Source organism: Carboxydocella sp. ULO1, assembly GCF_002049255.1.
Lineage (GTDB): Bacteria > Bacillota.
In genome coordinates this window covers 30429-53707 of the sequence record NZ_BDLQ01000034.1, presented here as the reverse complement: position 1 = coordinate 53707, position 23279 = coordinate 30429, and the positions used below count along the sequence as shown (strand labels likewise).

Below are 23279 nucleotides of genomic sequence, written 5' to 3'. Positions count from 1 at the left end.
CTGGCCCTTGGTTAACAAGGGCTATTTTTTTTGGTATACTTACAGGGGATGATGTGAGTGCAGGGGAGTGAAATCATTGCTGAGAAAATGGTTTGTCTGGCTTATTCTAACTGTACTGGTGGGACAGGCAGTTTTGCCCGCCAAAGCCTGGGCTGCCAGGGAACCTTTGATTGTCGGTAAAGGCGCGGTGCTGATTAATGGCAGAACGGGAGAAATAATCTGGAGTAAAAACCCGGATCAGAAGCTCTATCCAGCCAGTACCACCAAAATCCTGACTACTCTGTTGGCCCTGGAAAAGGGCAATCTAGATGATATTGTTACAGTCAGCCGCAGGGCGATGCAACAGGAAGGCAGTGCCATCTGGCTGCAGGAAGGAGAGCAGATTAGTTTACGGGATCTGCTCTATGCTGTAATGCTGAATTCCGCCAATGATGCTGCAGCGGCGGTGGCTGAACATATTGGTGGCTCGATAGAGAATTTTGCCCAAATGATGAATGAACGGGCCCGTCAGGCAGGGGCTGTCAATTCCCATTTTGCCAATCCCAATGGTTTGCCCAATCCGGATCATTATACTACCCCTAAGGACCTGGCATTAATCGCCTATGCTGCCATGCAGAATCCCCATTTTCGAGAAATTGTGGCCAGCAAGACTTTTAATATTAAAAGACAGGATCCGGCGGCTTTGACGCAGTTAATTAATCACAATAAACTGCTCTGGCGCTATCCAGGAGCTAATGGCATTAAAACCGGATATACTGTAGCCGCTCGTCAGTGCCTGGTCGCCTCTGCCCAAAGGGATGGGGAGGAATTTATCGCAGTTGTCCTGGGCAGTGAAGGCAGAAATATCTGGACCGATTGTACCACACTTCTGGATTATGGTTTTAACAATTTCAAAACTGTACTGGCAGCTAAAGCCGGTGAAAAAGTGGGAGAAGTGCCAGTTAGTGAAGGAGCGAAGAAAGCGGTTGCCGTACTGAAAGAGGACCTTTATGTGACGGTTCCCAAAGACCAGCCTTTACCCAGCTGGAGCCGAGCAGCCCACCTGCTGGATAATGTGCAGGCACCGGTAGAAAAAGGCCAGAAGCTGGGGGAAATGGTGCTGCTCCTGGGGGATAAACCGCAGGCCAGGGCGGAAGTGGTGGCGGAATCAGGAGTAGCCAAAAAGAAATGGGCCAGTTTTGTTACCAGCACGGGCCAGGTCTGGAGTGAATATAAGTGGTGGTTTTTTGGTTCAGGAGGGATGGTGCTGGTCGGAGGTTATTTGCTGGCCCTGGCCAGAAAAAAGAGACGTCAGCAACGCAGATTTTCCCGCTATTATTACGATGATTCGGAATATTAGAACTTTCCATTGCTGACACAAATCGACAGTTGTTGTTGTGCCTTCCTGCTATAATTGAATTAGAAGGAGGCGAGCGGTATGAGAAAACAATTCTTAGAGCTGTTGCTGGAAATGATTGATCGGGAGCGAAGTAAACTGGAGGAGCTCTGGCTGGAATGGGGTAGCACCCAGCACCCCCTGGTTTACCACCAGAGCTGTAAGCTGGACAAATTGATCAACCTTTACCAGCGTCAGAAGTTTTTTTGTAGTTGTTGAAAAGAAGCCTGCTGATAATTCTGAAGGCAAATGAATCGGCCTTCAGAATTTTTTTGTTTTTTCTGTCTATTTAGCAGGGAAATTAGAAGACATGTAGAATATAGTGTTGTATAAAAGATGCTCTAACAAAACAATTGTTACAAGACAAAGGAGGTATTTTCAGGGTATGAAGGGAAAAAAGTTGTGGAGTCTGGTGTTAGCGGGAGCTTTGCTGGCTAGCGGGCTGTCCGGTTGCGGCACCCAGGCTGGCAAGGAAGGGGAGCAAAAGCAGAGTGGAGATAACCAGGCCGGTGGCGGCGAGATTTTAATCGGTACCAACTTTGAGATGACCGGTAATGCTGCCTCCTACGGTCAGGGTTCAGTTAAAAACATCCGGCTGGCTATTGAAGAAATCAATGCTGCCGGCGGCGTACTGGGCAAAAAGATTCGCCTGGTGGAAGGGGATAACAAGAGTGAACCTTCCGAATCCGCCAATGTTACCACCAAGCTTATCACTCAGGACAAAGTGGTGGCCATTATCGGGCCGGCAGCCAGCTCCAATGCGATTGCTGCTGCGCCGATCTGTGATCAGTTTGGCATTCCCCTGGTACCTTCCAGTGCTACCGCTTCTGGCGTAACAGTGGACAAAGATGGCAAGACCCATCCCTATGTTTTCCGGACCTGTATGATTAACCCCTTCCAGGGTAAAGTTGGTGCTGCTTTTGCCATTGACACTCTGAAGGCCAAGACTGCGGTAATTGTGGTGGATAACAGTACCGACTACAGTAAGGATCTGGCTGCTGAATTTGAGAAGAACTTTATCGAAAAAGGCGGTAAGATTCTGGGCAAAGAAGCCTATCTGGCCAAGGATACTGACTTCCGGGCTATCCTGACCAAAATCAAGCAAATGAATCCTGATATTATCTATCTCCCTGGTTACTATAACGAATCCGCTCTCTTCATCAAACAAGCCCGGGAACTGGGCCTGAACCTGCCCATCGTCGGTGGGGATGCCTGGGATTCCCCGACTCTGGTTGAAGTAGCTGGGGCCAAGGCGCTGAACAATACTTTCTTCACTAACCACTATTCTATCGAAAGCCAGAACGAATTGTCTAAAAAGTATGTAGAAGCCTATCAGAAGAAGTATGGCGAGTTGCCTGATGCCATCGGTGCGATGGCCTATGACGCCGCTTACCTGGTAGCAGATGCTATCAAGCGGGCTGGCAGCGCTGATCCCAAAGCTATTCGCGATGCTCTGGAAGCCACCAAGGATTTCAAGGGCATTTCCGGTACTATCACCTTTGATGATAAGCACAATCCCATCAAGAGTGCCTTTATCATCGAGTTTGTGGATGGCAAGCAGAAACTGAAGACCATCGTAGAGCCCTAAGAGAAAGGCAGCCCACTACAGTGAGAGGTAGTGGGCTGTTGTTTTTTTCTGTCAACAAAAAGCAGGATTTCAGGGATAAATGTCGAATGTGTCAACTGTTAAAACCTGAACAAGCGAAGGGAAGTGTGGGAGATGAAGCTCTGGCGTTTGCGCTTGAATTTTCGCTGGAAACTGGCTGTTGTCTTGATGTTTGCCGTTTTCATCACAGCGGTTTCCATGGGTATCTATGCGGTTTATCAGGAAAAACAGGAGCTGGCAGCTGTTGTTCAGGAGCGATTGCGACATAATGGCAGGATGGCACTGGCTTACCTGGATGTGTTATATCCAGGGCCCTGGCGGGTGGAAAATGGCCTCCTGTACAAGGGGAATATTCAGATCTCCTACAATGACCGGCTAGTTGATGATTTGCGGGATAAAACCGAGTGCCTGGTTACCTTCTTCCTGGGGGATACCAGAGTTGCCACTACAATCCGGGATGAGTTCGGTCGGCGCATAATTTCCACCCAGGCCGCACCGGAGATAGCCCGACAGGTGCTGGCTGGCAAGGAATTTCAAGGGGAAGCTGACGTACTGGGCAAAAAACTGCAGACAGCCTACTTTCCTTTGCAAGATGAAAATGGTCGCACTATCGGTATGTTTTTTATCGGCAGTGACCACCGGGACTATGATGCCAAATTGAATGGTTTAATCTGGAATTTCATTTGGGCCCTCCTGTTTGGCCAGCTGATGGCCAATGTCCTGGCCTGGTATGTCGCCCGTCATTTCAGCCGACCGGTGCAGGCCATACAGCAGGCTATGTCCCGGGCGGAGCAGGGGGATTTGACAGTGCGGGTCCCTGTTACCACCAAGGATGAACTGGGGGATCTGGCGGATAATTTCAACAGCATGCTGTTGCGCCTGAGCCAGGCCTTCCAGGAAGTGAATGAAACTGCCCACCAGCTGGCGGGCTCAGCCCAGCAATTATCTTCAGCGGCGGAAGAATCCAGTCGTACTACCGAGCAGATTGCCTCTACCATCAATCAGGTGGCCCAGGGGACAGAAAGTCAGGCCAAGAGCGTGGAGGATACAGCCAATATTATCAGTGAAATGTCCAAACTGGCCCAGCAAATTGCGGCCAATGCCCATGGCGTTTTGTCTGCGGCCCGGGAGATGGATGAAAGTGCCCAGGCCGGGGAAAAAGCCATTGAGCAGGTAATGGAAAAAATGGCCCATATCAATCAGTCAGTTGCTGAATTTGCTAACCAGATTAGCTCTCTGGGCAACAGAAGTCAGGAGATCGGCAAGATCGTAGATGTGATTACCGGTATTGCCAAGCAGACCAATTTACTGGCTTTAAATGCTGCCATTGAGGCAGCCCGGGCCGGTGAACATGGCCGCGGTTTTGCCGTAGTGGCAGATGAGGTGCGCAAGCTGGCAGAACAATCCGCTGAAGCCACCACCCAGATTTCGGGCCTGATTAAAGAAATTCAGGGTGAAACGGTAAAGGCTGTGCAGGGCATGGAAGAGCGCCGGCAGGAAGTAGAGCAGGGCACGGCCATCGCCCAGAACGCAGTCCTGGCTTTCCGAAATATTATCGAGGCTATCAATAAGGTCAATAACCAGATTGCCTCTGTGACTCAGGCTACTGACCAGATGGCGGAAGGCGGCGATGTGGCTGTGCAGGCTATCGAAAACATTGCCAGCATATCCGAACAGACAGCGGCCAGTGCCCAGCAGGTGGCGGTTGCTGCCGAGGAACAGACCGCCTCTTCCCAGGAAGTGGCTGCCTCAGCAGGTATGCTGTCATCACTGGCTGATCGCTTGCAAAGCATTACCAGTCGCTTTCAAGTCAAATAGACCCTGCGATATGTGGCGGTGAAAACCGCCACAAAATGTTCACATTTATACTATTGCTTGTAGTAATGCGAGGAAGTATAATTTCTATAGAAAGCCAAGGAGGTAGGTGAGAAAATGTTCTGGCGCAAACTGGGAATAGAGTTCAAACCTCATAAAACTGGCTTGAGCAAAGTACTGGGGGAATTAGAAGCAGAAATCATGGAGATTGTCTGGCAGCATGACCGTCCGGTTTCAGTACGGGAAGTATATGAAGAACTGCGGGAGCGCCGTTCTATCGCCTACACCACCGTCATGACCATTATGAGTCGGCTGGCTGAAAAGGAACTGCTGCAAAAGACCCAGGAGTCCAATTATTATCTCTACTCTCCCGTATATTCCCGCGAGGAATTTACAACAAAAGTAGTTTCCCTGGTGCTAGATGGTTTGCTGGCCGATTTTGCCCAGCCCGTTCTCTCCCACCTGGTGGAGAAAATCCAGGACGAGGATGAAGAAAAGCTGGCCCAGCTGGAACAGCTGATTCGGGAGCGACGAGCTAAAGGAGGCAAATAGTTTGTCTAAGCTGCATCCTTTGCTCATCTATGCTGCCTTTGGCTTGCCGATCACAGTGCCGGTGGTGCTTTTCTGGCACCGGCTTAGTGATAAAAAACTGGGCAGAGTCTGGCTGGAAAGGCTGTGGTTAACCCCTCTCTTGCTACCGTTTGTGATTTACGGCATCAGCATGTTTTTTCAGCTCAATCGCAGCTGTGTCCTGGTAGCGGGCCCGGAGGGAATAGCTGGTTGGCCTGGGCGGCTACAGAGCTGGCTTTGTCAGGCCGGGACGGCCCTGGCGGTGATATTGACGCCGCTATTTCTGATAGCGCTGGTGGTCGGGGTTGTAAAAGCAGGAGCTGCTTTGATCCTAACCCGTCGCCTGATTAACCGCTATGGTTATTTGCAGGAAGACTACCGGGGGATTCTCAGTAAAGTCAATTATCTGGCAAACACAGCTGGCATTAAACCTCCAGCTGTGATACTGACCGATTTGCCCCTGGGACAGGCGTTTATCAGCGGATTCTGGCAGCCGGTGCTTATCCTCTCCCGCCCGCTAGTGGTCGAACTGGATGAGGAAGAGCTGACAGCGGTGCTGGCCCATGAAATCGCCCACTGTCAGAGGGGTGATAACCGCCGTACCTGGCTGCTGGTGTTATTGCGGGATTTGTTGTTGTTTACCGGCCTATCCCCCCTGGTTTTTCGTCACTGGGAACAGCTTAAAGAGCAACTTGCTGATGGGAAAGCGGGCAACCTGGGGGCTAATCCCCTGGCCCTGGCCCAGGCCCTGTTAAAAACCAGAAGATTGAACACGCCTTTAAGTGGCTGGCGTCTCGCCCTGGATAACTTTTTGCCCCTTGCGCGTTTGGGAGGCAAAGGCAAACTGCAGCAAAGAATAGAGGCTTTGCTGGAAGAGGAACAACTACCTGGACATGCGGGCTGGGGGTTACTGGCCCTTGGCACTATCTGGATGATGGCAGGTGGCCTTCTGATCTTTTTTTGCTAAGAGGCCACCTTTTTAACAAGACAATATACTACGCGATGTAAAAGGAGGAGACCAAAATGGCAAAAAGAGTAGACAAAAAGTCCATGGTATTACAGGGTAAGAAAAAGAATAGCTGGCTGCTGCCGGCAGCGGTTGTTCTGTCCCTGGCTATTGTAGGGGGAGCGGTGGCGCTAAAGACGTCCAGTCAGACGGCAGCTACAGATAAGGCTAATGTGGGAACCTATAATGTTGGTACCCAGGTGACTTATGACGCTGCGCAGAAAATAGAACAAACTGTGGTTCAACCGGAATTCAAGGACGGGAAAATCTATCTTGATCTGGAGCTGGTAAAAAACAACAAGATCGTAAAGTTTGAAATCCCTAACCAGAAAGTGACTTTGCCCAATGGCACCACTTTCAATTCCTTGCCTATTACTGCCTATGTGGCTCCGTCTGGCCGGGTTGTAGGAGCAGTATCTTTTTGCGAACCCTGTTCTGGAACCAGCTTCCATATTGAAGGAAATGAATTGGTCTGCAATGTCTGTGGTACCCGCTGGACCCTGGAAGATCTGAAAGGGGTTAGTGGTGGCTGCCTGACCTATCCTCCCGATGAGGTAAAGTATGAAGTTAAGGATGGCAAGATGGTCTTTGATGAAAAAGAACTGCGGGCCTGGCAACCGCGGGTATAAAGGAGGGGTTTGTTCATGGAAGACAGGGTCATTTTGGTGGAAGATGTAGACCAGGATGCCGAAAAACGCTGGCGGATTTTTTACTGGATCATCTTTCTGGTCAGTACAGGAGCGATTTTGTTAGGGGTCAAAATCTGGTATAATCTGAAAGATAATGCAATTAACAACTTGTACCCTGCCCAATTCCAATCTTACAACTATGGTTACCAGCAACTGGCCTATCCTGCGGCGGGAGGCGGCGGCTGTTGTGGTGGCAGCGGCAGTGCTGTTGTTAGCGGTGGTGGCTGTGGCAGTGGGGGCTGCGGTGGTGGCGGAGCCCAGCTGGGCGCTGCGGACCTGGAGAAGATCAAGCAGCAGGCTTTAAGTTTTTATCGCCAGCAGACCGGGGATAACAGCCAGGTAGATGCCCGGGTGCAGGATTTTGGCTGTCATATTCAGGTGGATATTTTCAAGAACGGGGCTAAAATAAAGAGTTATGCCTGGCGTGGCGGACAGGTCAGTGAAATTCAGTAGAGCTACAGGAGGCTCAGCTTATGGGACTGTTAACCATTGCGCTCAATAATCTGCGTCGCCAGAAGGGGCGCACTTTCTTTTTGCTTTTAAGCCTGGTCCTCAGTGTAAGCACAGTTGTAGGGCTATATTTGCTTACTACTTCCATGCGGACAGAGATCGGGGATAAATTTGACCAGATTGGGGCCAATATCCTGATATTGCCAGCAGAAAACAGGCAAAGTTTCAGCTATGGTGGGGTGAGCTTGCCGGGGGCGGTAGTGAAGGAAAATTTAGTGCCGGAAACGATGGCTGAACAGGTGCGTACTATTAAAAACCGGGAAAGCATTGCTGTGGTGGCCCCCAAGCTGCTGGGCGTGTTGAACAGTGAACGGGGACGGGTGCTGGGCATAGGAGTGCGCTTTCCGGCGGAGCTGCGGCTAAAGAAATGGTGGCAAATCCGAATTAGCCCTGCAGGTCAGCCCGTACAATATGCCCCTAAATTTCCGGTGATTGAGCTGCAAGCTGATGAGGTTTTGCTGGGAGCAGCGGTCGCTGAACGCTGGCAACTGGATGTGGGACAAACCCTGCAGGTAAAAGGACAGACTCTCCGCATCAAAGGGGTAATTGAGCCTACTGGTGGGGAAGAAGACCGGGCTCTCTGGCTGGATCTGACTACCATGCAGAAGCTGACCGGCAAAGGGAAAAAAGTTACTTTCCTGGAACTGGCAGCCCTTTGTAATACCTGTCCCATTGACGATATCGTACGACAATTGACGGAAAAATTGCCAGGCACTAGAGTAATGGCGGTAAAAGCCGCGGTGGAGGCTCGCAAGGCCATTGTGGAACGGTTTGCCCTGTTTGCGTTGGCTCTGGCCGGGTTGATTCTGTTCCTGGGAGCAGTTATGGTCTTGTTGACTATGTCTGGAGCAGTGAAGGAGAGAACCAGAGAAATCGGGATTTTACGGGCCATCGGGTACCGGCGCAGCCATATCATAACAATTATTTGCACCGAAGCAGCGGTACTGGGTCTGGCGGCTGGTGTGGCTGGCTTTGGCAGTGGCACTTTGCTGGCTAGCCTGGGTGCCCCTCTGGTGGCCGGGATGGAAGTTCCGGTTCCCTGGGACCCGCTGGTGGCTGTAATCAGCATGGGCGGTGCCCTGCTGTTAGGGCTGCTAGCAGCTTTGTGGCCGGCCTGGCAGGGTTCTCGACTGGATCCGGTCACAGCTTTGCGGTATTTATAAGGGGTGAAAGAGATGGCTTTAATCAAGGCGGAAAAATTGCGGAAAGAGTATAGTAGTGGTGAGGATAAGGTTATAGCCCTGGCGGAGGCCAGTTTCAATGTGGAAGCCGGAGAATTCCTTGGGATCATTGGGCCTTCCGGTTCAGGGAAAAGTACTTTGCTCAGCATTTTAGGGGGATTGAACCCACCTACATCGGGGAAACTGGAAATAGATGGTATCGATGTCTACAGCCTGGACCAGGAACAGCTGGCCGATTTTCGCAGCGAATATGTGGGTTTTGTGTTCCAGCAGTTTCAGCTGTTGCCTTATCTGACCGCCCTGGAAAATGTTATGTTGCCGCTGGCCATCAGCGGCCGGCCCAAAGGGGAGCAACGGGATATGGCCGCCCTGGTGCTGGAAAAAGTAGGACTGGGAAATAAACTGAATCGTTTGCCCAATCAGCTGTCCGGTGGTGAACAGGAACGGGTGGCCATCGCCAGGGCTATAGTCAACCAGCCGCCGATTATTTTTGCTGATGAACCTACCGGGGCCCTGGATAGCAAAACCGGACAGGAAATAATGGAACTGTTTCAGGCATTGAATCGGGAAGGGCAGACCATTATTATGGTCACCCACAACTTAGAGACATTGAAATATATGCACCGGGCGCTGCTGATCCGTGATGGCCTGGTGGAAAAGGTGATAAAGCATGAATCTCTGGGATATTGCGCTCAATAATTTGCGCCGCCGATTTCGTAAAACCCTGCTCATCCTGCTGGGGCTGGCTCTTGGAGTAGCTACAGTTGTAGCCCTGCTGGCCATAACCTGGATGATGGAAACGGACCTCAGCCGCCAGCTGCGGGGCAATGGGACCCGGCTGGTGATTGTTCCCAGACAGGAGGAGTGGAACTATACCTATGGCGGGATGCCGGTGGGGGCAGAAGTAACCTATGAGGTAAAGCACTTACCCCTCTCGTTGTTGTCGGTTTTAGGTAAACAAAAAGAGCTGGAAGTTATTGCTCCCAAGTTCTTAGCCTCATTGCCGGTGGAGGGAGAGAACAATCTGGTAGTAGGGTTAAAATGGCAGGAAGAACGCCAGATCCGCAATTACTGGCAGATCCAGGGTCAGTGGCCCCGGGCTGCCGGTGAAGCTGCAGCCGGTGCAGAATTGGCCAGGGCCAGAAACTGGCAAATAGGTCAGCGCCTTAAGGTGAAAGACCGGTGGGTGACACTTACCGGGATTCTGGCTGCCACTGGTCAGGAGGAGGACGGGCTGCTCTTCATGAACATTTCTGACCTGCAGGCAGTCGCCGGACAGACTGGAGCCTTGAGTTTTGTAGAGGTACTGGCTTTTCGCAATCAAGAGACCAGTATGGCAGAACAGGAGGAGCTGCGTTCGAGGCTGGCGTCCCTATTGCCGGATACAGAAGTGCGCTTGCTGCGGCAGGTGGAGACAGCCCGGCTGGAACTGCTGGAGCGGGTGAAAAAATTTGGCCTGCTGATAACCCTGCTGGTAGTATTGGTGGCTGGAATGATGGTAATAGCCAACCAGTTAGCCTCAGTTAAAGAGCGGACCAGGGAAATCGGTATATTGCGGGCCATCGGGTACCGTCAACAGCATATTATCCGCATCTTCTTGCTGGAAGCGGCGCTTTTGTGTTCCCTGGGCGCTGTGGCAGGCTACTGGCTGGGCATCCTGGCAGCCAGACTGGTCTTGCCCAGGTTGGTGGCAGGACTGGAACTTACTGCCTGGTACCCACAGCTAGCTTTAATGATGCTGGCAGGTGCTATCTTCCTGGGCCTGGCGGCTGGTTACTGGCCAGCCCGGCAAGGGGCAAAATTGGACCCGGCAGAGGCTTTACGCTACCTCTGAGCATATGCTAAGATATATGCGGAAGGAGGTTATTGCCATGGTCAATGTCTATGACAAGGCCTATGAGCTGGCCCGGGCATTAAAAGCATCTCCTGAATTTTTGAGCTATACTAAAATTAAAGAAAAACTGGAAAAAGATAAGGAAACCTGGCAGCGGATTGTAGATTTTCGCCAGAAACAGCTGGAAATCCAGGCCAGGCAGTTACAGGGGCAAAAAATTGAGGAGGAATTGAGCCAGCTCCAGAATCTCTTTAACCTGCTGGCGGCTAACCGGGATATTGCGGAATTTTTTCAGGCAGAATATGCTTTTAGCCGGCTGATGTTTGATATTCAGAAGATCATTGGAGAAGCAGTGGGCCTGGATATGGACTGGGAAAAACAGATGAAAACCGGAAGCTAAAGCTTTCGGTTTGTTTTTTTCTGGCCCCGGTGCTAAAATTTGATTATAACATCAGTTGGAAAAGAGGGCTTTGGATGAAGAAAAGAACCATTGCTGAGCATTACATACATGATTTTGCTAGCCTGGCCTGGAGGTTTGACCTGGACTGGCGCCAGCCCCAGCACTGGCGGCAGCAGTTGAAACGGGTGATTGACAGTTATCGGCTGGGGACGGTGGTTAGTGAGCCTCTGGCCCGCTTTCAACGGGAACTGGGAGCCGGAGAAAAAGCGGTAGAAAATGCTCGCTCCCTGGCGGAACGGGGTACGGTGGCCATAGTTACCGGCCAGCAGGCTGGACTGGCTACTGGTCCCCTTTATACCATTTACAAGGCACTGGCTGTACTCAAAGCAGCCCGGGAGCTGGCTGAGCGGGAACAGAGTAAGGTAATCCCTGTTTTCTGGCTGGCCAGTGAGGACCATGACTGGCTGGAAATCAGTCACTGTTACTGGCCCGGGCGGCAGTGGCGCTGGCCCGATCCGCCCGGAGCTGGACGCAAGCCGGCGGGGCTGCTGGCTATGACGATGGCGATGGAACAGACCATCTGGGAGATGATTCGCTGTTTGCCGGAAGGAACAGGACGGACGGAAACGGGGGAATGGCTGGCAGCGGCTCTCAAGGGGGCGGGGTCACCTGCTGGCTGGGTTGCGCGCCTGCTGGCTCGCTTGCTGGGAGAGCAGGGTCTGGTGATCGTAGACCCCATGTTGCCGGAACTGCGCCAGGCTTTACAACCCTTCTGGCAGGAGACCCTGGCCAAAGGGGCAGAGATTCCCGCCTTAATCTGTCAGGCGGGAGAGCAGCTGGCTGCTGCCGGCTGGCAACCGGCTCTAGCAATGGCTTCAGACCGGACCGGCTTGTTCTATCTGCAGAATGACGAGAGGATTGCCCTGACGCTACAGGAATTGACCTTGGGCGTGGAGCTGGCTGTCCAGGAACCGGTGCGCCTCAGCTGCAGTGTGGCTACCCGACCGCTGGCCCAGGACCGGCTGCTGCCAACAGTAGCCTATGTAGCAGGACCGGGAGAGCTGGCCTACTACGCTCAGTTGCGGGAGGTCTATCACCTGTTTGGCCAGACCATGCCCATTTTATTGCCCCGCTGGAGTGTGACACTGGTGGAACCCGAGCAGAAGAAGGTACTGAACCAGTGGCAGCTGTCCCTGCCAGAGCTGGCTGAACTGGAGCAGCAGGAAATTGACCTTCGCCTGGCCAGTCGGGCAGGGTGGAATCATGAACAGTTACTGGCAGATTTGCGGGAGCGCTGGCAGAAAGAACATGCTGAGCTTTTCACCCATCTGGCTCAATTGGAGCCAGAACTGGAACTACTGCAGGCCAGGAACTGGAATTATATTTCTTATCAGCTGGATTATTTAAAAGGCAAAGTGGAGCAGAAGTTGCGGCGGCAATACCGTCAGCAGATAGATGCTTTGCTAGCGGCCCGCCAGACCCTCTGGCCGGGAGGAAAAAGGCAGGAACGGGTGTTGAATCTGACCTGGTTTTTGAGCCGCTGGGGTAAAGGCTGGCTGCATTATTTACTGCATGCACCTCTTGATTGGGGGCAACACTACTATCTGGAACTGGGAGGCAGTGAAGATGGATATCATCTATACCAGGGATAGGGAAGCAGCTTTAGTAGAGGTAGAGGCTCTGGTAGTAGGACCTCATCCGGATGATGCGGAAATCGGCTCTGGTGGGCTAATGGCCCGCTGGGGCAAAGAAGGGATAAAATTCGGCATTGCCGATTTGACCCGTGGGGAGCAGGGAACTAATGGAACAGTGGAGGAAAGACGGGAAGAAAGCCGGAGGGCAGCAGAAATCCTGGGAGCCACCTGGCGGATCAATTTGCAGTTACCGGACGGGGGGCTGGCGCTGGACCCGGAACAGGTAGCGGCCCTGGTGCGCCTCATACGGCAAGTCAGGCCCCGCCTGTTGCTGGTGCCTTACTGGGAAGATCGCCATCCTGATCACCGGGCAGCCAGCCAGCTGGCCGAACGGGCCCATTTCGAGGCTGGATTGCGCAAGGTGCTGCCGGAACTGGAGCCTTACCGGCCCCGGGAAATAGTTTACTATTTCATCAACCGGGAAACGGATCCATCATTTATCATAGATATCAGTGAGGAGTATGAAACCAAACGGGAAGCGGTACTGGCTCATCGTTCCCAGTTTTTTCGGGAAAATCGCTGGCTGCCGACCAGATTAAATGGACATTTTCCCTATTTGATCGAGACCCGCTGTCGCTTCTGGGGGGCAAAAATTGGTGCTGAATTCGGGGAAGGATTTCTGGTTAAAAATCCCCTGGTCCTGACAGATCCGCTGGAAATATGGAGGTAAGGAATGAAGATTGGCATTGTTTGTTATCCGTCATATGGTGGAAGTGGTGTAGTAGCTACCGAACTGGCAGAAGCCCTGGCTGAACGGGGGCATGAGGTGCATATCATCAGTTATGAGCGACCCTTTCGTTTGCGCAGTTTTCATCAAAATCTTTTCTTGCATGAAGTTACAGCGGTAGATTATCCGGTGTTCAAATTCCCCCCGTATGATCTGGCCCTGGCCGGCACCATTTATGAAGTGGCCAGAACGAAGGGTCTGGACCTGGTACATGCCCATTATGCCATTCCTCATGCTGTTAGTGCCTATTTGGCCAAAGCCATGCTGGCTCAGGAGCGGAATTTGCCTTTGGTCACTACCTTGCATGGGACAGATATTACAGTGGTGGGACAGGAACCGCAGCTTTATGAAGTGGTGCGCTTTTCCCTGCAGGCCAGTGATGGGGTAACCGCTGTATCCAGGGCCCTGGCCGAGGAGGCTGCGGGAGTTTTTGGCTATCAGCAGCCCATTGAGGTGATATACAACTTCGTTGACCCGGAAATCTACCGGCGTCAGTTCTGTCCGGCCCGGCGGGCTTTTTATGCCCGGCCTGACGAGAAGATCCTATGCCATATCTCCAATTTCCGTGAAGTCAAGCGCATTCCTGATGTGCTGCGGATTTTTGCCCTGGTCAACCGGCAGGTACCCTCCCGGTTGTTGCTGATCGGGGATGGGCCGGAACGCAGTGCCGCCCAGTACCTGGCCCAGGAGCTGGGCGTTCTGGAGCGGGTGCATTTTCTGGGCAAGCAGGAATTTGTTGTACCGCTATTATCCATCAGTGACCTCTTTTTACTGCCTTCTGCCAAGGAGAGTTTTGGCCTGGCGGCGCTGGAGGCCATGGCCTGTGAAGTGCCGGTGGTGACCACAAACACCGGTGGGCTGCCGGAAGTGGTTACAGATGGAGTGACTGGCATCATCGAACCGGTGGGGGCGGTGGAAGCCATGGCCCGGCGGGCCATAGCCCTCCTGCAGAATGAGGAAGAACATCGTCGGATGGCTGAAGCAGCCCGCCAGCAGGCTCTGAACCGTTTCAGGGAAAAAGAGATTGTAACTTGTTATGAAAACTACTATCTGGGCATTTTGCGCAACACCCTTTCCCGGGGACAGTCATAAAATGAGTTAGACCCACCCCCGGGAGGAGGGAGAAAAAATTGGCTGTACGCACCCTGATCTGTGCTGAACCCTTGAGCAGCCACTGGGATGGAAAACAGCGGCATCCAGAGACCGGCTGGACCTTGCTGGCGGTGGTGCGGGACTTGCCTCAACTGGCTGTGGTTATCCGCGAGAAAAAGCCCGACCTGCTCTTGCTCAATGTGGATTTGCCTGGTTTAAATATGCTCAAATCAGTAAGGTTACTGCGGGAAATGCAACCACAGATTACCTATATTGTCATCTTTTTTGGGGGAGAGCAGCAGGTTATCTATATTGAAGGCGAGAACCTGGGCGAAAAGGCTTTGCAGAAAGCGCTGGCAGGAGAGGGGGTCCGTTATCCCGAATTCACCTGCAAGCTATTGCAGGAATTTGAACAGCTTTCCCTGTTATTGCCAACTACCCTGCTGGGCACTGGCCTGAGCAGTCTCAGTCGCCGCGAGATTGAAGTCCTGTCCCTGCTGGCTAAAGGCTATACCGATAAGGAAATCGCTGGTTTTCTCATCATTTCCGAAAAAACAGTGCGCAATCATATCCGCAATATCAAACAAAAATTACGGGCCAAAAACCGGACCCAGCTGGTTTTGCTGGCCCTGCAAAATGGATTATCCAGTTAAAAACAGGCGCAGGCCTGTTTTTTTCTTGCCCTTCCCGGTCATAATAACAGCTGAGGTGGTTGGAAACATGCGCAAACAAGTAACGGATTATCAGCGCTGGATTACTGTGGCCCTGGTGATTGTCGGTTATCTGGCTATGACCCAGTTTCGCACTGTACAAAAAGCCACAGGGGTAGAACCCTCCAAACTGCGCAGTGAATCCATTCTAACAACCCTGGTTCAGGTGGAACAGGACAACTATGCCCTGCAGAGGGAGAGTGCTGATTTACAGCAACGGATTCGACAATTTGAGCAAGCGAAAAACATCAATGAAGCCCTGATGCGGGAAAAACAGGAAGCGGAGCTACGAGCTGGCCTGACCGGACTGAAGGGGCCCGGTATGACGGTGGTGCTGTCAGACAGCCAGCTGCCCAGGGAAGCGGGGATTGATCCCAATAATTATTATATCCATGAATCCTTTTTGCGTTCAGTGGTCAATGCCTTCTGGACAGGCGGGGCAGAGGGGGTGGCCATTAATGGCCAGAGACTGATCAGCACCAGTGAAATCTTCTGCGGTGGTACCACTATTTTTATCAATGGTGAAAATGTTGCTCCGCCCTATGTGATTCAGGCTATCGGTGATCCCCGGGCCTTGCGCACTTCCCTGGATATTGATGCCCTGCCATTGCTGACCAACTTGCAGCGGGATTATGGCATCGGCCTGGATGTGCGGGAGGAAAAGGAAATCCGGCTGCCGCCCTATCAGAAGAAGGTGGATTTCAAGTACGCCCGGCCGGTGAGAGAGGGGGAATAAGGATGAGAACGGAAATCTGGGCCCGGGTGGCACTGGTGGCCCTCTGTCTGGGGATTTTGCTGGGAGTGGAAATCCGCACCGCCCGGGAAGTGAGGGAAATGGAGGCCAAATCCCAGGTGCGCTATCGTTCGATGCTGCAGCTGCTGGAAAAAGCTCAGACCAGACACCGGGAATTGGTTAAGGAAGTAAAGAAACTGAAAAAACGCATCAGCGATTTTGAACGGGGAGCGGTGGTGAGTGCCCGGACCCGGGAAATGATGGATGCAACCGAAAAAGCGCGGATGCTGGCAGGGGAAAAGGCAGTGGAAGGCCCGGGGATAGTGATTCAGATTGATGATCGGCAGGGGGCAACTACCATTATCTATTCCGGGGATTTGCAGGATTTTATCAATATACTCCGTTTTGCCGGAGCAGAGGCTATTGCCGTCAATGGCCAGCGAATTGTGGGCACTACCGCTGTTCATGAGGCCGGACAAAACCTGCTGATTAACAAGGTACCGGTGAACCGGCGGGAGGGGGTGCCCTATGAGATTATGGCTATTGGTCCCCCTGACCGGCTGGAAAGCTATATTAAAACTACCTACGGGCTGTGGAAAGACCTGGAGGCAGCGGGAGTGCGTCTGACTCTGACCCGCCAGGAAAGATTGTTGCTCCCTGCCTATAAAGGTGGCTATCTCTTCCGTTATGGCATTGCATTCTGAGTCTGCCTATGGTAGAATTTTTCTTGAAAGGAGGCATGGTTCAAATGAAAATCACTAAAGAAATGGGCATTGGTGAAGTAGTTGCCAAATATCCGCAAACTATCCCCGTATTTCAAGCTCATGGCATGGGTTGTTTTGGCTGCGCTGCGGCGCGTTTCGAAAATATCGAACAGGGTGCTCTTGCTCATGGCATAGACGTGGAAAAACTGATGCGGGATCTCAATGAAGCCGTTGAAAAGGCTTAATTAAAAGCAAGCGGCGGGAAAGAGGCGAAAGGCCTCTTTTCTTTTATAACAAAACGGAGTGGAAAAAATGGCTGTAACTGTATTCTGGTCGGAAAAACTGGCTACAGGCCGGTTTATCCGCCGCTTAAACCGTTTTGCTGTGGAAATAGCTACTGCAACAGCAGCCAGTTTGCGACTGCATTTGCCCAATTCCGGCCGGTTGCGGGAACTGCTGGTACCAGGTGCGGAGGTGCGCTGGCTACCCCGGCCTGAGCGGCAGGGAGTAACCGTCGGAGACCTGCTGCTGGTGGCGTACCAGGGGCGCTGGGTCTGCGTGGATGCCAGGGTACCCAATCAGCTGGCAGAAGCACTCCTGGGGCAGGGACTCTGGCCAGGCCCCTTGCCCTCCATCCAGAAACTGCGCCGGGAGGTAACGGCTGGTGAAAGCCGTTTTGACCTGGGCTGGCAGGGAAAAGAGGGGCAGGGGTTTCTGGAGGTCAAGTCAGTTACTCTGGTAGTAGAGGGAGAGGGACGCTTTCCCGATGCTCCGACGACCCGGGGAACCCGGCATCTCCAGCATCTGGCTGAACTGAGTCGACAGGGGTACTGGACCGGGGTGCTGTTTATCATCCAGAGGGATGATGCTCTCACTTTTGTCCCCAATCACGCCACCGACCCGGCTTTTGCCGCAGCATTAAGTAGCGCGGCTGGAGCTGGTGTGCATATCGCAGCTGCTCTCTGCCCGGTGGACGAAGACGGGATCGCTTTTCGGCAATGGCTGCCGGTGAGATTAGCATGAAAAAAGTGGTCAGCATCAGTCTGGGTAGTCCTGCCGGGGATTTTTGCTGGCAGGGCCGGATTGGTGATGAGTTCTTACAGGTGGAACGCCGGGGAGCAGGGGGAGATATTCAGCGGGCCGCTGCCTGGCTCAGGGAGCTGGATGGACAGGTAACTGCCCTGGCCCTGGGGGGAGTGAACCTGGCCTACCAGTTGCCAGGCCGGAGCTGGCCCCTGCCGGAAGGACAATTTCTGGCCCGTCAGGTCAGACAGACGCCGCTTTATGATGGCAGTGATTTTAAAGCGAGCTGGGACCAGCAGTTGATTCTGAGCCAGGCTGAAAAATGGCGGGGGAGCAGAGTGCTGCTGGCTTCTGCCCTGGACCGCCCCTGGCTGGCTCAGGCTCTGCTGACCAGCGGGGCAGACCTCTGGCTGGGGGATGCCTGGCTGGCCCTGGGTTTGCCTCTGCTTTTTCCCGGTCTCAAGGGTTTTCAGGTGCTGGCCCGGCTGACCATGCCTGGTTTAAGGCGGCTGCCCTTGCGTTATCTCTATCCCCAGCGGCAACAGCAGGAAGGGCAGCGACGCTGGCGGCCCCTGGGCCCGCGGACTTTTGACTGGCTGGCCGGGGATAGCCATTTGCTGCAAAAGGGAGCCGGACACTGGCCGCAGGCCCGGATCCTGGCCAGCACTGTCAGGCCCCGGGATTTAACGCCTTTTGCCGGGCGTTTATACTATCTTTACCCCTGTCTGGCACCTGGCCTCAGTCCGGGGGCCAATCTCTGGGAAGCCATCGCTTCTGCACTGAGCATGGATGGCATCGGATTCTGGCAAAAATATCACAGCTTTGCAGGCAAGTGCCTGGGGGAGGGCAAATTATGCTGACAATCTGGCAATTGTTTCTGGCTTTTTTTAAAGTAGGCATTTTCGGCTATGGTGGCGGCCCGGCAGCCATTCCGCTGGCCCAGCAGGAAGTGGTGGAAAATTACCACTGGATGAGTAAAGAGGAATTCACTGATATGCTGGCCATGGCCAATGCCCTGCCCGGACCTATTGCCACCAAGATGGCAGCTTATGTAGGTTATAAAATGGCCGGCTGGTGGGGGGCGGTTGTTGCTCTGGCTGGCGTAGTGGTGCCCACTGCCGTAGCGGTGGTGGCCCTGGGGGCTTTTTTCTGGCGTTATCGCCATCACCCGGGGATTGCAGGGATGTTGAAGGCGGTACGGCCCGTGGTGGTTGTGCTGCTGATTCAGACAGCCTGGGAAATGGGAGCAAATGCCTTTCCCGACCAGTTCACCTGGATAATTGCGGCTGCTTCCCTGCTGGCCCTGCTCTGGCTTAAAATCCACCCGGCCTGGGTGATTTCAGTTAGTATGGCCCTGGGTTTTTTTCTGCAAGTGGGACTTTTTAAGGAGGGACGGTAGTTATGGCAGTAAAAGTAACAGGAATCGGCAGTTTGCCCCATCAGGAGATTGAAGCAGGACTGGCATTAATCCAAAAATATATGGGAGACTGGCCGCACTGGCCGCAATTTCCCGCCCGGGGCTGGCAGGAGGAGTTTGTACCCCAGTATGTTTCCCCGCTCATCCAACTGGGTCTGGTAGAAAAAAGAGGTACAAAACTGGTTTTTGCTACCGACGGGGAAGATTTTGCCCTGCGTCTGGCGGATTTCTACGAACTTTACCTGGCAGCTCAGGAGGGGGAGAGCAGGGCTCTGGCCGCTTTTGCCCTGCCGGAAGCAAGTGCCAGCGGCCTTTACGCCCTGGTCCGTTCCATTCAGGCTGGCAACTGGCAGGCCCAGGGAGTAAAAGGCCAGCTGAGTGGCCCCATTACCATCGGCTTTCAGCTCTTGCAACCCGATGGCCGGGCGGCTTACTATGATGAGCAGTTGAGGGACGTGATCCTGAAGGCCTGTGAAATGGGAGCCCGCTGGCAGACCCGTTTTTTGCGGGAAGAAACGGGGTTGCCGGTAATAGTCTCGGTGGATGATCCAGGTATCTATGCTCTAGGGCTATCCACCCACATTACCCTGACCCGGGAAGGCATCAAGGAGGATTTGACCACGGTTATGACTGCCATCAAGGCCGAGGGCGGAAGAACCGGTCTGCATTGCTGTGCCGGTACGGACTGGTCCATGGTGATGGAATGCCCGCTGGATATTCTCTTCTTTGATGCCTATGAATATCTTACCTCCTTGCTGGTACATATACCGGCTTTGCAGGCCTATTTCCAGCGAGGTGGGGAAGTGGCCTGGGGACTGGTACCCACTTCTCCCCGGATTGAGACTGAGACCGCAGAGTCCCTGCTGGCCCGCTGGCAGGAAGTGCTGGCAGCCCTGGAACAGCGAGGACTGGACCGGGAACTGGTGCTGCCCCGGAGCTGGCTGACTCCCAGCTGTGGCACAGGAACCCTGTCTGTGGCAGCAGCGGAAAAGGTTTACCATATAACAGCTGAGCTGGCGGAAAAAATTTTCTAAAACAGTTGACATTTTCCCCTGATCTGCATAAAATAGCTTTGTAAACAATTTCATAGGAATTCGTACTCTTATCCAGAGAGGTGGAGGGACTGGCCCGATGAAACCCGGCAACAGCCCATGCGTTGGGGACGACGGATGGGAAATGTGCCAATTCCTGCAGGTGTTTACCTGACAGATAAGAGGAAGAAGGCTATTTATGTCCTCTTCTGCTTATCTGCAGGAGAGGATTTTTTGTTTTCGGGAAAGGGGTGCAGACGATGAGAAAACAGAACCAATGGCAAAAAATTCAGGGGCTGCAACAGTTGCTGGCCAGAGAAACCTGCTGGTATGCTTACAGCCGCAGTGCCTGGTACCGGCAGCTCTGGGATCGCTGGCAACTCCATCCCAAGGACCTGACCGACTGGCAGGTATTTGGCCGCTGGCCCCAGGTGGAAATAGATGATTGGCCGGAAGGAATTCAGCTGACTGAAGAAGAATACTGGAATGGGTTGATCACCGTTACCGATGGCCGGGGTGGCCGCCGGCTGGTGCCCTATACCAGCAAGGACAAGGAACAGGGGATTGAGGCCTACCAGACTCTCTTTCAATTTGCCGGTATCGGCAAAGGGGATAAGGTGGTAATCTGCCCGCCCCTGCCGGGCCTGCTGGACTGGGCCGTTCCGGCCCTGGAACGGCTGGGAGCCTTACCGGTGTTGATTGAAGCCCGGGCTCTGGCCTCCACCCTGGTGGGCAAGGAACCCACCGTGCTGATCATGGGAAAGGAGCAACTGCCTTACCTCTATGGGCTGCCCCTGAAACGGCTGTTGCTGGTCTGGCTGGAAGGGGAAGAAGGGGGCCTGGCGGAGGCCATCCAGGAGGCGCGGCAAATCAGCAACGGGGAGGTAACGGCTCTGGTGCAGCCAGCCTGGTTGCCCTTCCCGGCAGCCATTACCTGTGAAAAGGGCAGTATCCACTGGTTGCATGAACATGTTCTGGCCCAGCAGTCTCCTGGCAACCGACTGCTGCTGACCAGCCTGCGCCTGCAGGCCTGGCCCCTGGTCCGATATGTCAGCCAGCTCAAAGGTATCTGGTCCACTTCCCCCTGTGCCTGTGGTCGGGATGATACTCCGGTGTTGATCAGCCTGGCTACCTGGGGCAAGGAAAAGAAAAGGGGGGGCCAGAGCAATGCCGCAGCCCGCTAAATCCTGTCAGCTTTGCCAGACCTGTCTCAAGCAGCAGACCTTTGACATTTGTCCGGTGCGAGCCTGTGCCAAAGGCTTGAACAGCGGGCCCTGTGGGGGCACCAGGCCGGGCGGCCAGTGCGAGGTGGGCAGCCGCCGCTGCGGCTGGGCCCTGATCTTTCAAAAAGCCAAAACCGCTGCAGTTGCTCTGCCAGCGAATGCGGGCATCAATTTGAAATTCTACGGATAAGGAGAGGTAGCCTTGTTGCAGCAAAAACTGGCTCAGGGGCGTCAGGTATTAACGGTTGAGTTGCCCCCGCCCCGGGGGATTGCTTTTCAGGAAGTGCTGGAGCTGGCCCTTGCTATCAAAGAGAAAGTTACAGCTTATAATATCACCGATAACCAGCGAGCGGTCATGCGCATGAGCCCGGTAGCAATGGCCGCTCTTTTGCTTCAGGCTGGCCTGGAACCTATTTGCCAGTTTACCTGCCGGGATCGCAACCGTTTGGCTCTGCAGTCGGAAATCCTGGGGGCAGCAGCTCTGGGAGTGCGCAATTTTTTGCTGCTAACCGGGGACCATACGCTGGTGGGGGACTGTCCTGGCGCCAAACCGGTTTTTGACCTGGATTCGGTCCAATTGCTGGCTGCTGCTGACAATTTGCGCCGGGGTTTTGCCTTAAACGGTGAACCCTTGCAGGGAGTACCGGATTTGTTTCTGGGGGCGGTGGTCAACCCGGCCCCGGAACTCAGGGAAATGCAGATCTGGAAACTGCAGAAAAAAATCCGGGCCGGGGCAGCCTTTGTCCAGACCCAGGCCATCTATGACCCCGGCATCCTGGCGGATTTCCTGCAAGAGGCGGGGGAATTGGGCGTCCCCATCCTGGCCGGGGTGATACCACTGCGTTCCGCCCGGATGGCGCATTTTATGAATGCCAACATTCCCGGCATTCAGGTGCCCCCGGCTATGATTCGCGCCCTGGAAAAAGCAACAGACCCTCTGGCGGAGGGGCTGGCCATAACTGTTGAGCTCATCCGCGAGCTCAGAACCCTGGTGCCGGGTATCCACATCATGCCGGTCAATACCTTGCGGGCTTTGCCCACTTTGCTGGCCCGTCTGGAGGGAGAAGAACATGAAGGTTGATTATCACATTCACACCGCCCGCTGCGGCCATGCCAGCGGCAGGATGGAAGAATATGTAGAGGCAGCCCTGGCCCGTGGTTTTGCGGAAATAGGCTTTGCTGATCATCTGCCCATGTACTGGTTGCCGGAAGCCAAACGGGATCCGGAAATCGCCATGACCTTTGCCCAGTTACCCGGCTATGTGGCAGAGGTTAAGCAATTGCAACAAAGATATTCAGGTATCTCCATCCGCCTTGGCATAGAAGCTGACTACCTGCCGGGCTGTAAACCCCGGCTCCTGCAAGCCCTGGCTGGTTATGACTGGGACTATATCATCGGCTCGGTACACTTCCTGGATGACTGGGGCTTTGATGATCCCCGGCAACTGGAGGAATATAACCGGCGGGATCCGGAACAATACTGGGAAGAATATTATCGCCTGATCCAGGAATCGGCCCTGGCCGGGGTTTTCGATATCATCGGCCATGCTGATTTGATTAAGAAGTTTGATCCACCCCGGCCCAGCCAGTTGTATCGCCTCTATGATGAGACTGTGGCAATCCTGGCCCAATGCCAGGTGGCAGTGGAAATCAATACAGCCGGCTGGCGGGTACCGGCCAGGGAACAGTTTCCGGATGCCGATTTTCTGGCCCGCTGCGCCCGGGCTGGCGTGCCGGTCACCTTTGGTTCCGATGCCCACAAGCCGGAGCAGGTAGGATATAACTGGGATAAGGCGATAGACCTGTTGAAAGCGGTAGGATATCGGGAAATCGCCTTCTTCAAGTCAAGAAAAATTTTTTTGCAGCCTCTATAGATAAAGAGGAAATTCACGAATTCTGTCGAATGGTAATCATTATTAATAAAACCGGGGGGAGTGAA

27 protein-coding genes and 1 riboswitch are annotated in these 23279 nt (G+C 53.5%); all 27 genes read left to right on the top strand.

Translation table 11 applies throughout. The annotated features are described in order from the left end of the window. Positions 1-76: 76 nt before the first annotated feature. The 27 genes from ULO1_RS07290 to ULO1_RS07160 all read left to right on the top strand — a co-directional run bounded on the left by ULO1_RS07290 (position 77) and on the right by ULO1_RS07160 (position 23214). The gene (locus ULO1_RS07290; protein ID WP_079933272.1) at positions 77-1339 is read left to right on the top strand and encodes a D-alanyl-D-alanine carboxypeptidase family protein; all 1263 of its coding nucleotides are present in this window, start codon (positions 77-79) and stop codon (positions 1337-1339) included. Positions 1340-1417: 78 nt separating this feature from the next. Beyond that, positions 1418-1594, top strand: coding sequence for an aspartyl-phosphate phosphatase Spo0E family protein (locus ULO1_RS07285; protein WP_078664552.1), 177 nt, complete (start codon positions 1418-1420; stop codon positions 1592-1594). 166 nt (positions 1595-1760) lie between these two features. Beyond that, positions 1761-2963, top strand: coding sequence for an ABC transporter substrate-binding protein (locus ULO1_RS07280; RefSeq protein WP_078664553.1), 1203 nt, complete (start codon positions 1761-1763; stop codon positions 2961-2963). Between the two features lie 132 nt (positions 2964-3095). After that, entirely contained in the window at positions 3096-4799 is a 1704-nt protein-coding gene (locus ULO1_RS07275) for a methyl-accepting chemotaxis protein (RefSeq protein WP_078664554.1), read from the top strand. Positions 4800-4913: 114 nt separating this feature from the next. Beyond that, on the top strand, positions 4914-5348 hold the full coding sequence (locus tag ULO1_RS07270; protein ID WP_079933271.1) for a BlaI/MecI/CopY family transcriptional regulator: 435 nt from the start codon (positions 4914-4916) through the stop codon (positions 5346-5348). Position 5349: 1 nt separating this feature from the next. Beyond that, positions 5350-6333, top strand: coding sequence for a M56 family metallopeptidase (locus tag ULO1_RS07265; protein ID WP_079933270.1), 984 nt, complete (start codon positions 5350-5352; stop codon positions 6331-6333). Positions 6334-6389: 56 nt separating this feature from the next. Further along, entirely contained in the window at positions 6390-7001 is a 612-nt protein-coding gene (locus ULO1_RS07260) for a Fe-S-containing protein (RefSeq protein WP_078664557.1), read from the top strand. Between the two features lie 15 nt (positions 7002-7016). Then, positions 7017-7514, top strand: a complete 498-nt coding sequence (locus ULO1_RS07255; RefSeq protein ID WP_079933269.1) for a hypothetical protein — start codon at positions 7017-7019, stop codon at positions 7512-7514. A 20-nt stretch (positions 7515-7534) separates the two neighbouring features. After that, complete coding sequence (locus ULO1_RS07250; protein ID WP_079907573.1) at positions 7535-8734, top strand: ABC transporter permease; 1200 nt, start codon at positions 7535-7537, stop codon at positions 8732-8734. Positions 8735-8746: 12 nt separating this feature from the next. Beyond that, on the top strand, positions 8747-9451 hold the full coding sequence (locus tag ULO1_RS07245) for an ABC transporter ATP-binding protein (protein WP_078664560.1): 705 nt from the start codon (positions 8747-8749) through the stop codon (positions 9449-9451). Beyond that, complete coding sequence (locus ULO1_RS07240) at positions 9423-10586, top strand: ABC transporter permease (RefSeq protein WP_078664561.1); 1164 nt, start codon at positions 9423-9425, stop codon at positions 10584-10586. The genes ULO1_RS07245 and ULO1_RS07240 overlap by 29 nt, the downstream gene beginning before the upstream one ends. Positions 10587-10623: 37 nt before the next feature. Then, positions 10624-10986 carry a YlbF family regulator gene (locus tag ULO1_RS07235; protein WP_159071910.1) on the top strand — a complete coding sequence of 121 codons (363 nt, stop codon included), beginning with the start codon at positions 10624-10626 and terminating at the stop codon, positions 10984-10986. A gap of 74 nt (positions 10987-11060) precedes the next feature. Further along, positions 11061-12638, top strand: coding sequence for a bacillithiol biosynthesis cysteine-adding enzyme BshC (gene bshC / locus ULO1_RS07230; protein WP_079933268.1), 1578 nt, complete (start codon positions 11061-11063; stop codon positions 12636-12638). Then, positions 12613-13350: a bacillithiol biosynthesis deacetylase BshB1 gene (gene bshB1 / locus ULO1_RS07225; RefSeq protein ID WP_078664564.1), complete on the top strand. Its 738-nt coding sequence runs from the start codon at positions 12613-12615 to the stop codon at positions 13348-13350. The genes bshC and bshB1 overlap by 26 nt, the downstream gene beginning before the upstream one ends. A gap of 3 nt (positions 13351-13353) precedes the next feature. Continuing rightward, positions 13354-14499 (top strand): N-acetyl-alpha-D-glucosaminyl L-malate synthase BshA, encoded by a 1146-nt coding sequence (gene bshA / locus ULO1_RS07220; RefSeq protein WP_078664565.1) that lies wholly within the window; start codon positions 13354-13356, stop codon positions 14497-14499. A gap of 38 nt (positions 14500-14537) precedes the next feature. Continuing rightward, on the top strand, positions 14538-15152 hold the full coding sequence (locus tag ULO1_RS07215; RefSeq protein WP_078664566.1) for a response regulator transcription factor: 615 nt from the start codon (positions 14538-14540) through the stop codon (positions 15150-15152). A 67-nt stretch (positions 15153-15219) separates the two neighbouring features. Beyond that, entirely contained in the window at positions 15220-15945 is a 726-nt protein-coding gene (locus ULO1_RS07210) for a DUF881 domain-containing protein (RefSeq protein ID WP_159073853.1), read from the top strand. A 2-nt stretch (positions 15946-15947) separates the two neighbouring features. Next, on the top strand, positions 15948-16646 hold the full coding sequence (locus tag ULO1_RS07205) for a DUF881 domain-containing protein (RefSeq protein WP_079907579.1): 699 nt from the start codon (positions 15948-15950) through the stop codon (positions 16644-16646). Between the two features lie 44 nt (positions 16647-16690). Next, positions 16691-16891 (top strand): DUF1858 domain-containing protein, encoded by a 201-nt coding sequence (locus ULO1_RS07200; RefSeq protein WP_078664569.1) that lies wholly within the window; start codon positions 16691-16693, stop codon positions 16889-16891. Between the two features lie 67 nt (positions 16892-16958). Then, complete coding sequence (gene sfsA / locus ULO1_RS07195; RefSeq protein ID WP_078664570.1) at positions 16959-17669, top strand: DNA/RNA nuclease SfsA; 711 nt, start codon at positions 16959-16961, stop codon at positions 17667-17669. Then, entirely contained in the window at positions 17666-18529 is an 864-nt protein-coding gene (locus ULO1_RS07190) for a hypothetical protein (RefSeq protein WP_078664571.1), read from the top strand. Before sfsA ends, ULO1_RS07190 begins: the two co-directional genes overlap by 4 nt. After that, the gene (locus ULO1_RS07185; RefSeq protein WP_078664572.1) at positions 18523-19068 is read left to right on the top strand and encodes a chromate transporter; all 546 of its coding nucleotides are present in this window, start codon (positions 18523-18525) and stop codon (positions 19066-19068) included. The genes ULO1_RS07190 and ULO1_RS07185 overlap by 7 nt, the downstream gene beginning before the upstream one ends. Before the next feature lie 2 nt (positions 19069-19070). Beyond that, positions 19071-20120, top strand: coding sequence for a hypothetical protein (locus ULO1_RS07180; RefSeq protein ID WP_078664573.1), 1050 nt, complete (start codon positions 19071-19073; stop codon positions 20118-20120). Positions 20121-20185: 65 nt separating this feature from the next. After that, positions 20186-20302, top strand: a riboswitch (SAM riboswitch). A 75-nt stretch (positions 20303-20377) separates the two neighbouring features. Further along, on the top strand, positions 20378-21301 hold the full coding sequence (locus tag ULO1_RS07175) for a hypothetical protein (RefSeq protein WP_078664574.1): 924 nt from the start codon (positions 20378-20380) through the stop codon (positions 21299-21301). After that, entirely contained in the window at positions 21285-21530 is a 246-nt protein-coding gene (locus tag ULO1_RS07170) for a methylenetetrahydrofolate reductase C-terminal domain-containing protein (protein WP_078664575.1), read from the top strand. The genes ULO1_RS07175 and ULO1_RS07170 overlap by 17 nt, the downstream gene beginning before the upstream one ends. A 12-nt stretch (positions 21531-21542) precedes the next feature. Next, a complete protein-coding gene (locus ULO1_RS07165; protein ID WP_078664576.1) occupies positions 21543-22421 on the top strand; it encodes a methylenetetrahydrofolate reductase in 879 nt (292 codons plus the stop codon). Then, positions 22411-23214 carry a histidinol-phosphatase HisJ family protein gene (locus ULO1_RS07160; protein ID WP_079933267.1) on the top strand — a complete coding sequence of 268 codons (804 nt, stop codon included), beginning with the start codon at positions 22411-22413 and terminating at the stop codon, positions 23212-23214. The genes ULO1_RS07165 and ULO1_RS07160 overlap by 11 nt, the downstream gene beginning before the upstream one ends. The last annotated feature ends 65 nt before the right edge of the window (positions 23215-23279 follow it).

Bases quoted from the DNA above. Each gene is read 5' to 3' on its own strand.
- ULO1_RS07255 (WP_079933269.1), top strand. From the start codon at position 7,017: ATGGAAGACAGGGTCATTTTGGTGGAAGATGTAGACCAGGATGCCGAA.
- bshB1 (WP_078664564.1), top strand. From the start codon at position 12,613: ATGGATATCATCTATACCAGGGATAGGGAAGCAGCTTTAGTAGAGGTA.
- sfsA (WP_078664570.1), top strand. From the start codon at position 16,959: ATGGCTGTAACTGTATTCTGGTCGGAAAAACTGGCTACAGGCCGGTTT.
- ULO1_RS07285 (WP_078664552.1), top strand. From the start codon at position 1,418: ATGAGAAAACAATTCTTAGAGCTGTTGCTGGAAATGATTGATCGGGAG.
- ULO1_RS07180 (WP_078664573.1), top strand. From the start codon at position 19,071: ATGGCAGTAAAAGTAACAGGAATCGGCAGTTTGCCCCATCAGGAGATT.
- ULO1_RS07175 (WP_078664574.1), top strand. From the start codon at position 20,378: ATGAGAAAACAGAACCAATGGCAAAAAATTCAGGGGCTGCAACAGTTG.
- ULO1_RS07185 (WP_078664572.1), top strand. From the start codon at position 18,523: ATGCTGACAATCTGGCAATTGTTTCTGGCTTTTTTTAAAGTAGGCATT.
- ULO1_RS07245 (WP_078664560.1), top strand. From the start codon at position 8,747: ATGGCTTTAATCAAGGCGGAAAAATTGCGGAAAGAGTATAGTAGTGGT.
- ULO1_RS07210 (WP_159073853.1), top strand. From the start codon at position 15,220: ATGCGCAAACAAGTAACGGATTATCAGCGCTGGATTACTGTGGCCCTG.
- ULO1_RS07260 (WP_078664557.1), top strand. From the start codon at position 6,390: ATGGCAAAAAGAGTAGACAAAAAGTCCATGGTATTACAGGGTAAGAAA.
- bshA (WP_078664565.1), top strand. From the start codon at position 13,354: ATGAAGATTGGCATTGTTTGTTATCCGTCATATGGTGGAAGTGGTGTA.
- bshC (WP_079933268.1), top strand. From the start codon at position 11,061: ATGAAGAAAAGAACCATTGCTGAGCATTACATACATGATTTTGCTAGC.
- ULO1_RS07160 (WP_079933267.1), top strand. From the start codon at position 22,411: ATGAAGGTTGATTATCACATTCACACCGCCCGCTGCGGCCATGCCAGC.
- ULO1_RS07275 (WP_078664554.1), top strand. From the start codon at position 3,096: ATGAAGCTCTGGCGTTTGCGCTTGAATTTTCGCTGGAAACTGGCTGTT.
- ULO1_RS07240 (WP_078664561.1), top strand. From the start codon at position 9,423: ATGAATCTCTGGGATATTGCGCTCAATAATTTGCGCCGCCGATTTCGT.
- ULO1_RS07280 (WP_078664553.1), top strand. From the start codon at position 1,761: ATGAAGGGAAAAAAGTTGTGGAGTCTGGTGTTAGCGGGAGCTTTGCTG.
- ULO1_RS07200 (WP_078664569.1), top strand. From the start codon at position 16,691: ATGAAAATCACTAAAGAAATGGGCATTGGTGAAGTAGTTGCCAAATAT.
- ULO1_RS07190 (WP_078664571.1), top strand. From the start codon at position 17,666: ATGAAAAAAGTGGTCAGCATCAGTCTGGGTAGTCCTGCCGGGGATTTT.
- ULO1_RS07205 (WP_079907579.1), top strand. From the start codon at position 15,948: ATGAGAACGGAAATCTGGGCCCGGGTGGCACTGGTGGCCCTCTGTCTG.
- ULO1_RS07270 (WP_079933271.1), top strand. From the start codon at position 4,914: ATGTTCTGGCGCAAACTGGGAATAGAGTTCAAACCTCATAAAACTGGC.
- ULO1_RS07170 (WP_078664575.1), top strand. From the start codon at position 21,285: ATGCCGCAGCCCGCTAAATCCTGTCAGCTTTGCCAGACCTGTCTCAAG.
- ULO1_RS07250 (WP_079907573.1), top strand. From the start codon at position 7,535: ATGGGACTGTTAACCATTGCGCTCAATAATCTGCGTCGCCAGAAGGGG.
- ULO1_RS07235 (WP_159071910.1), top strand. From the start codon at position 10,624: ATGGTCAATGTCTATGACAAGGCCTATGAGCTGGCCCGGGCATTAAAA.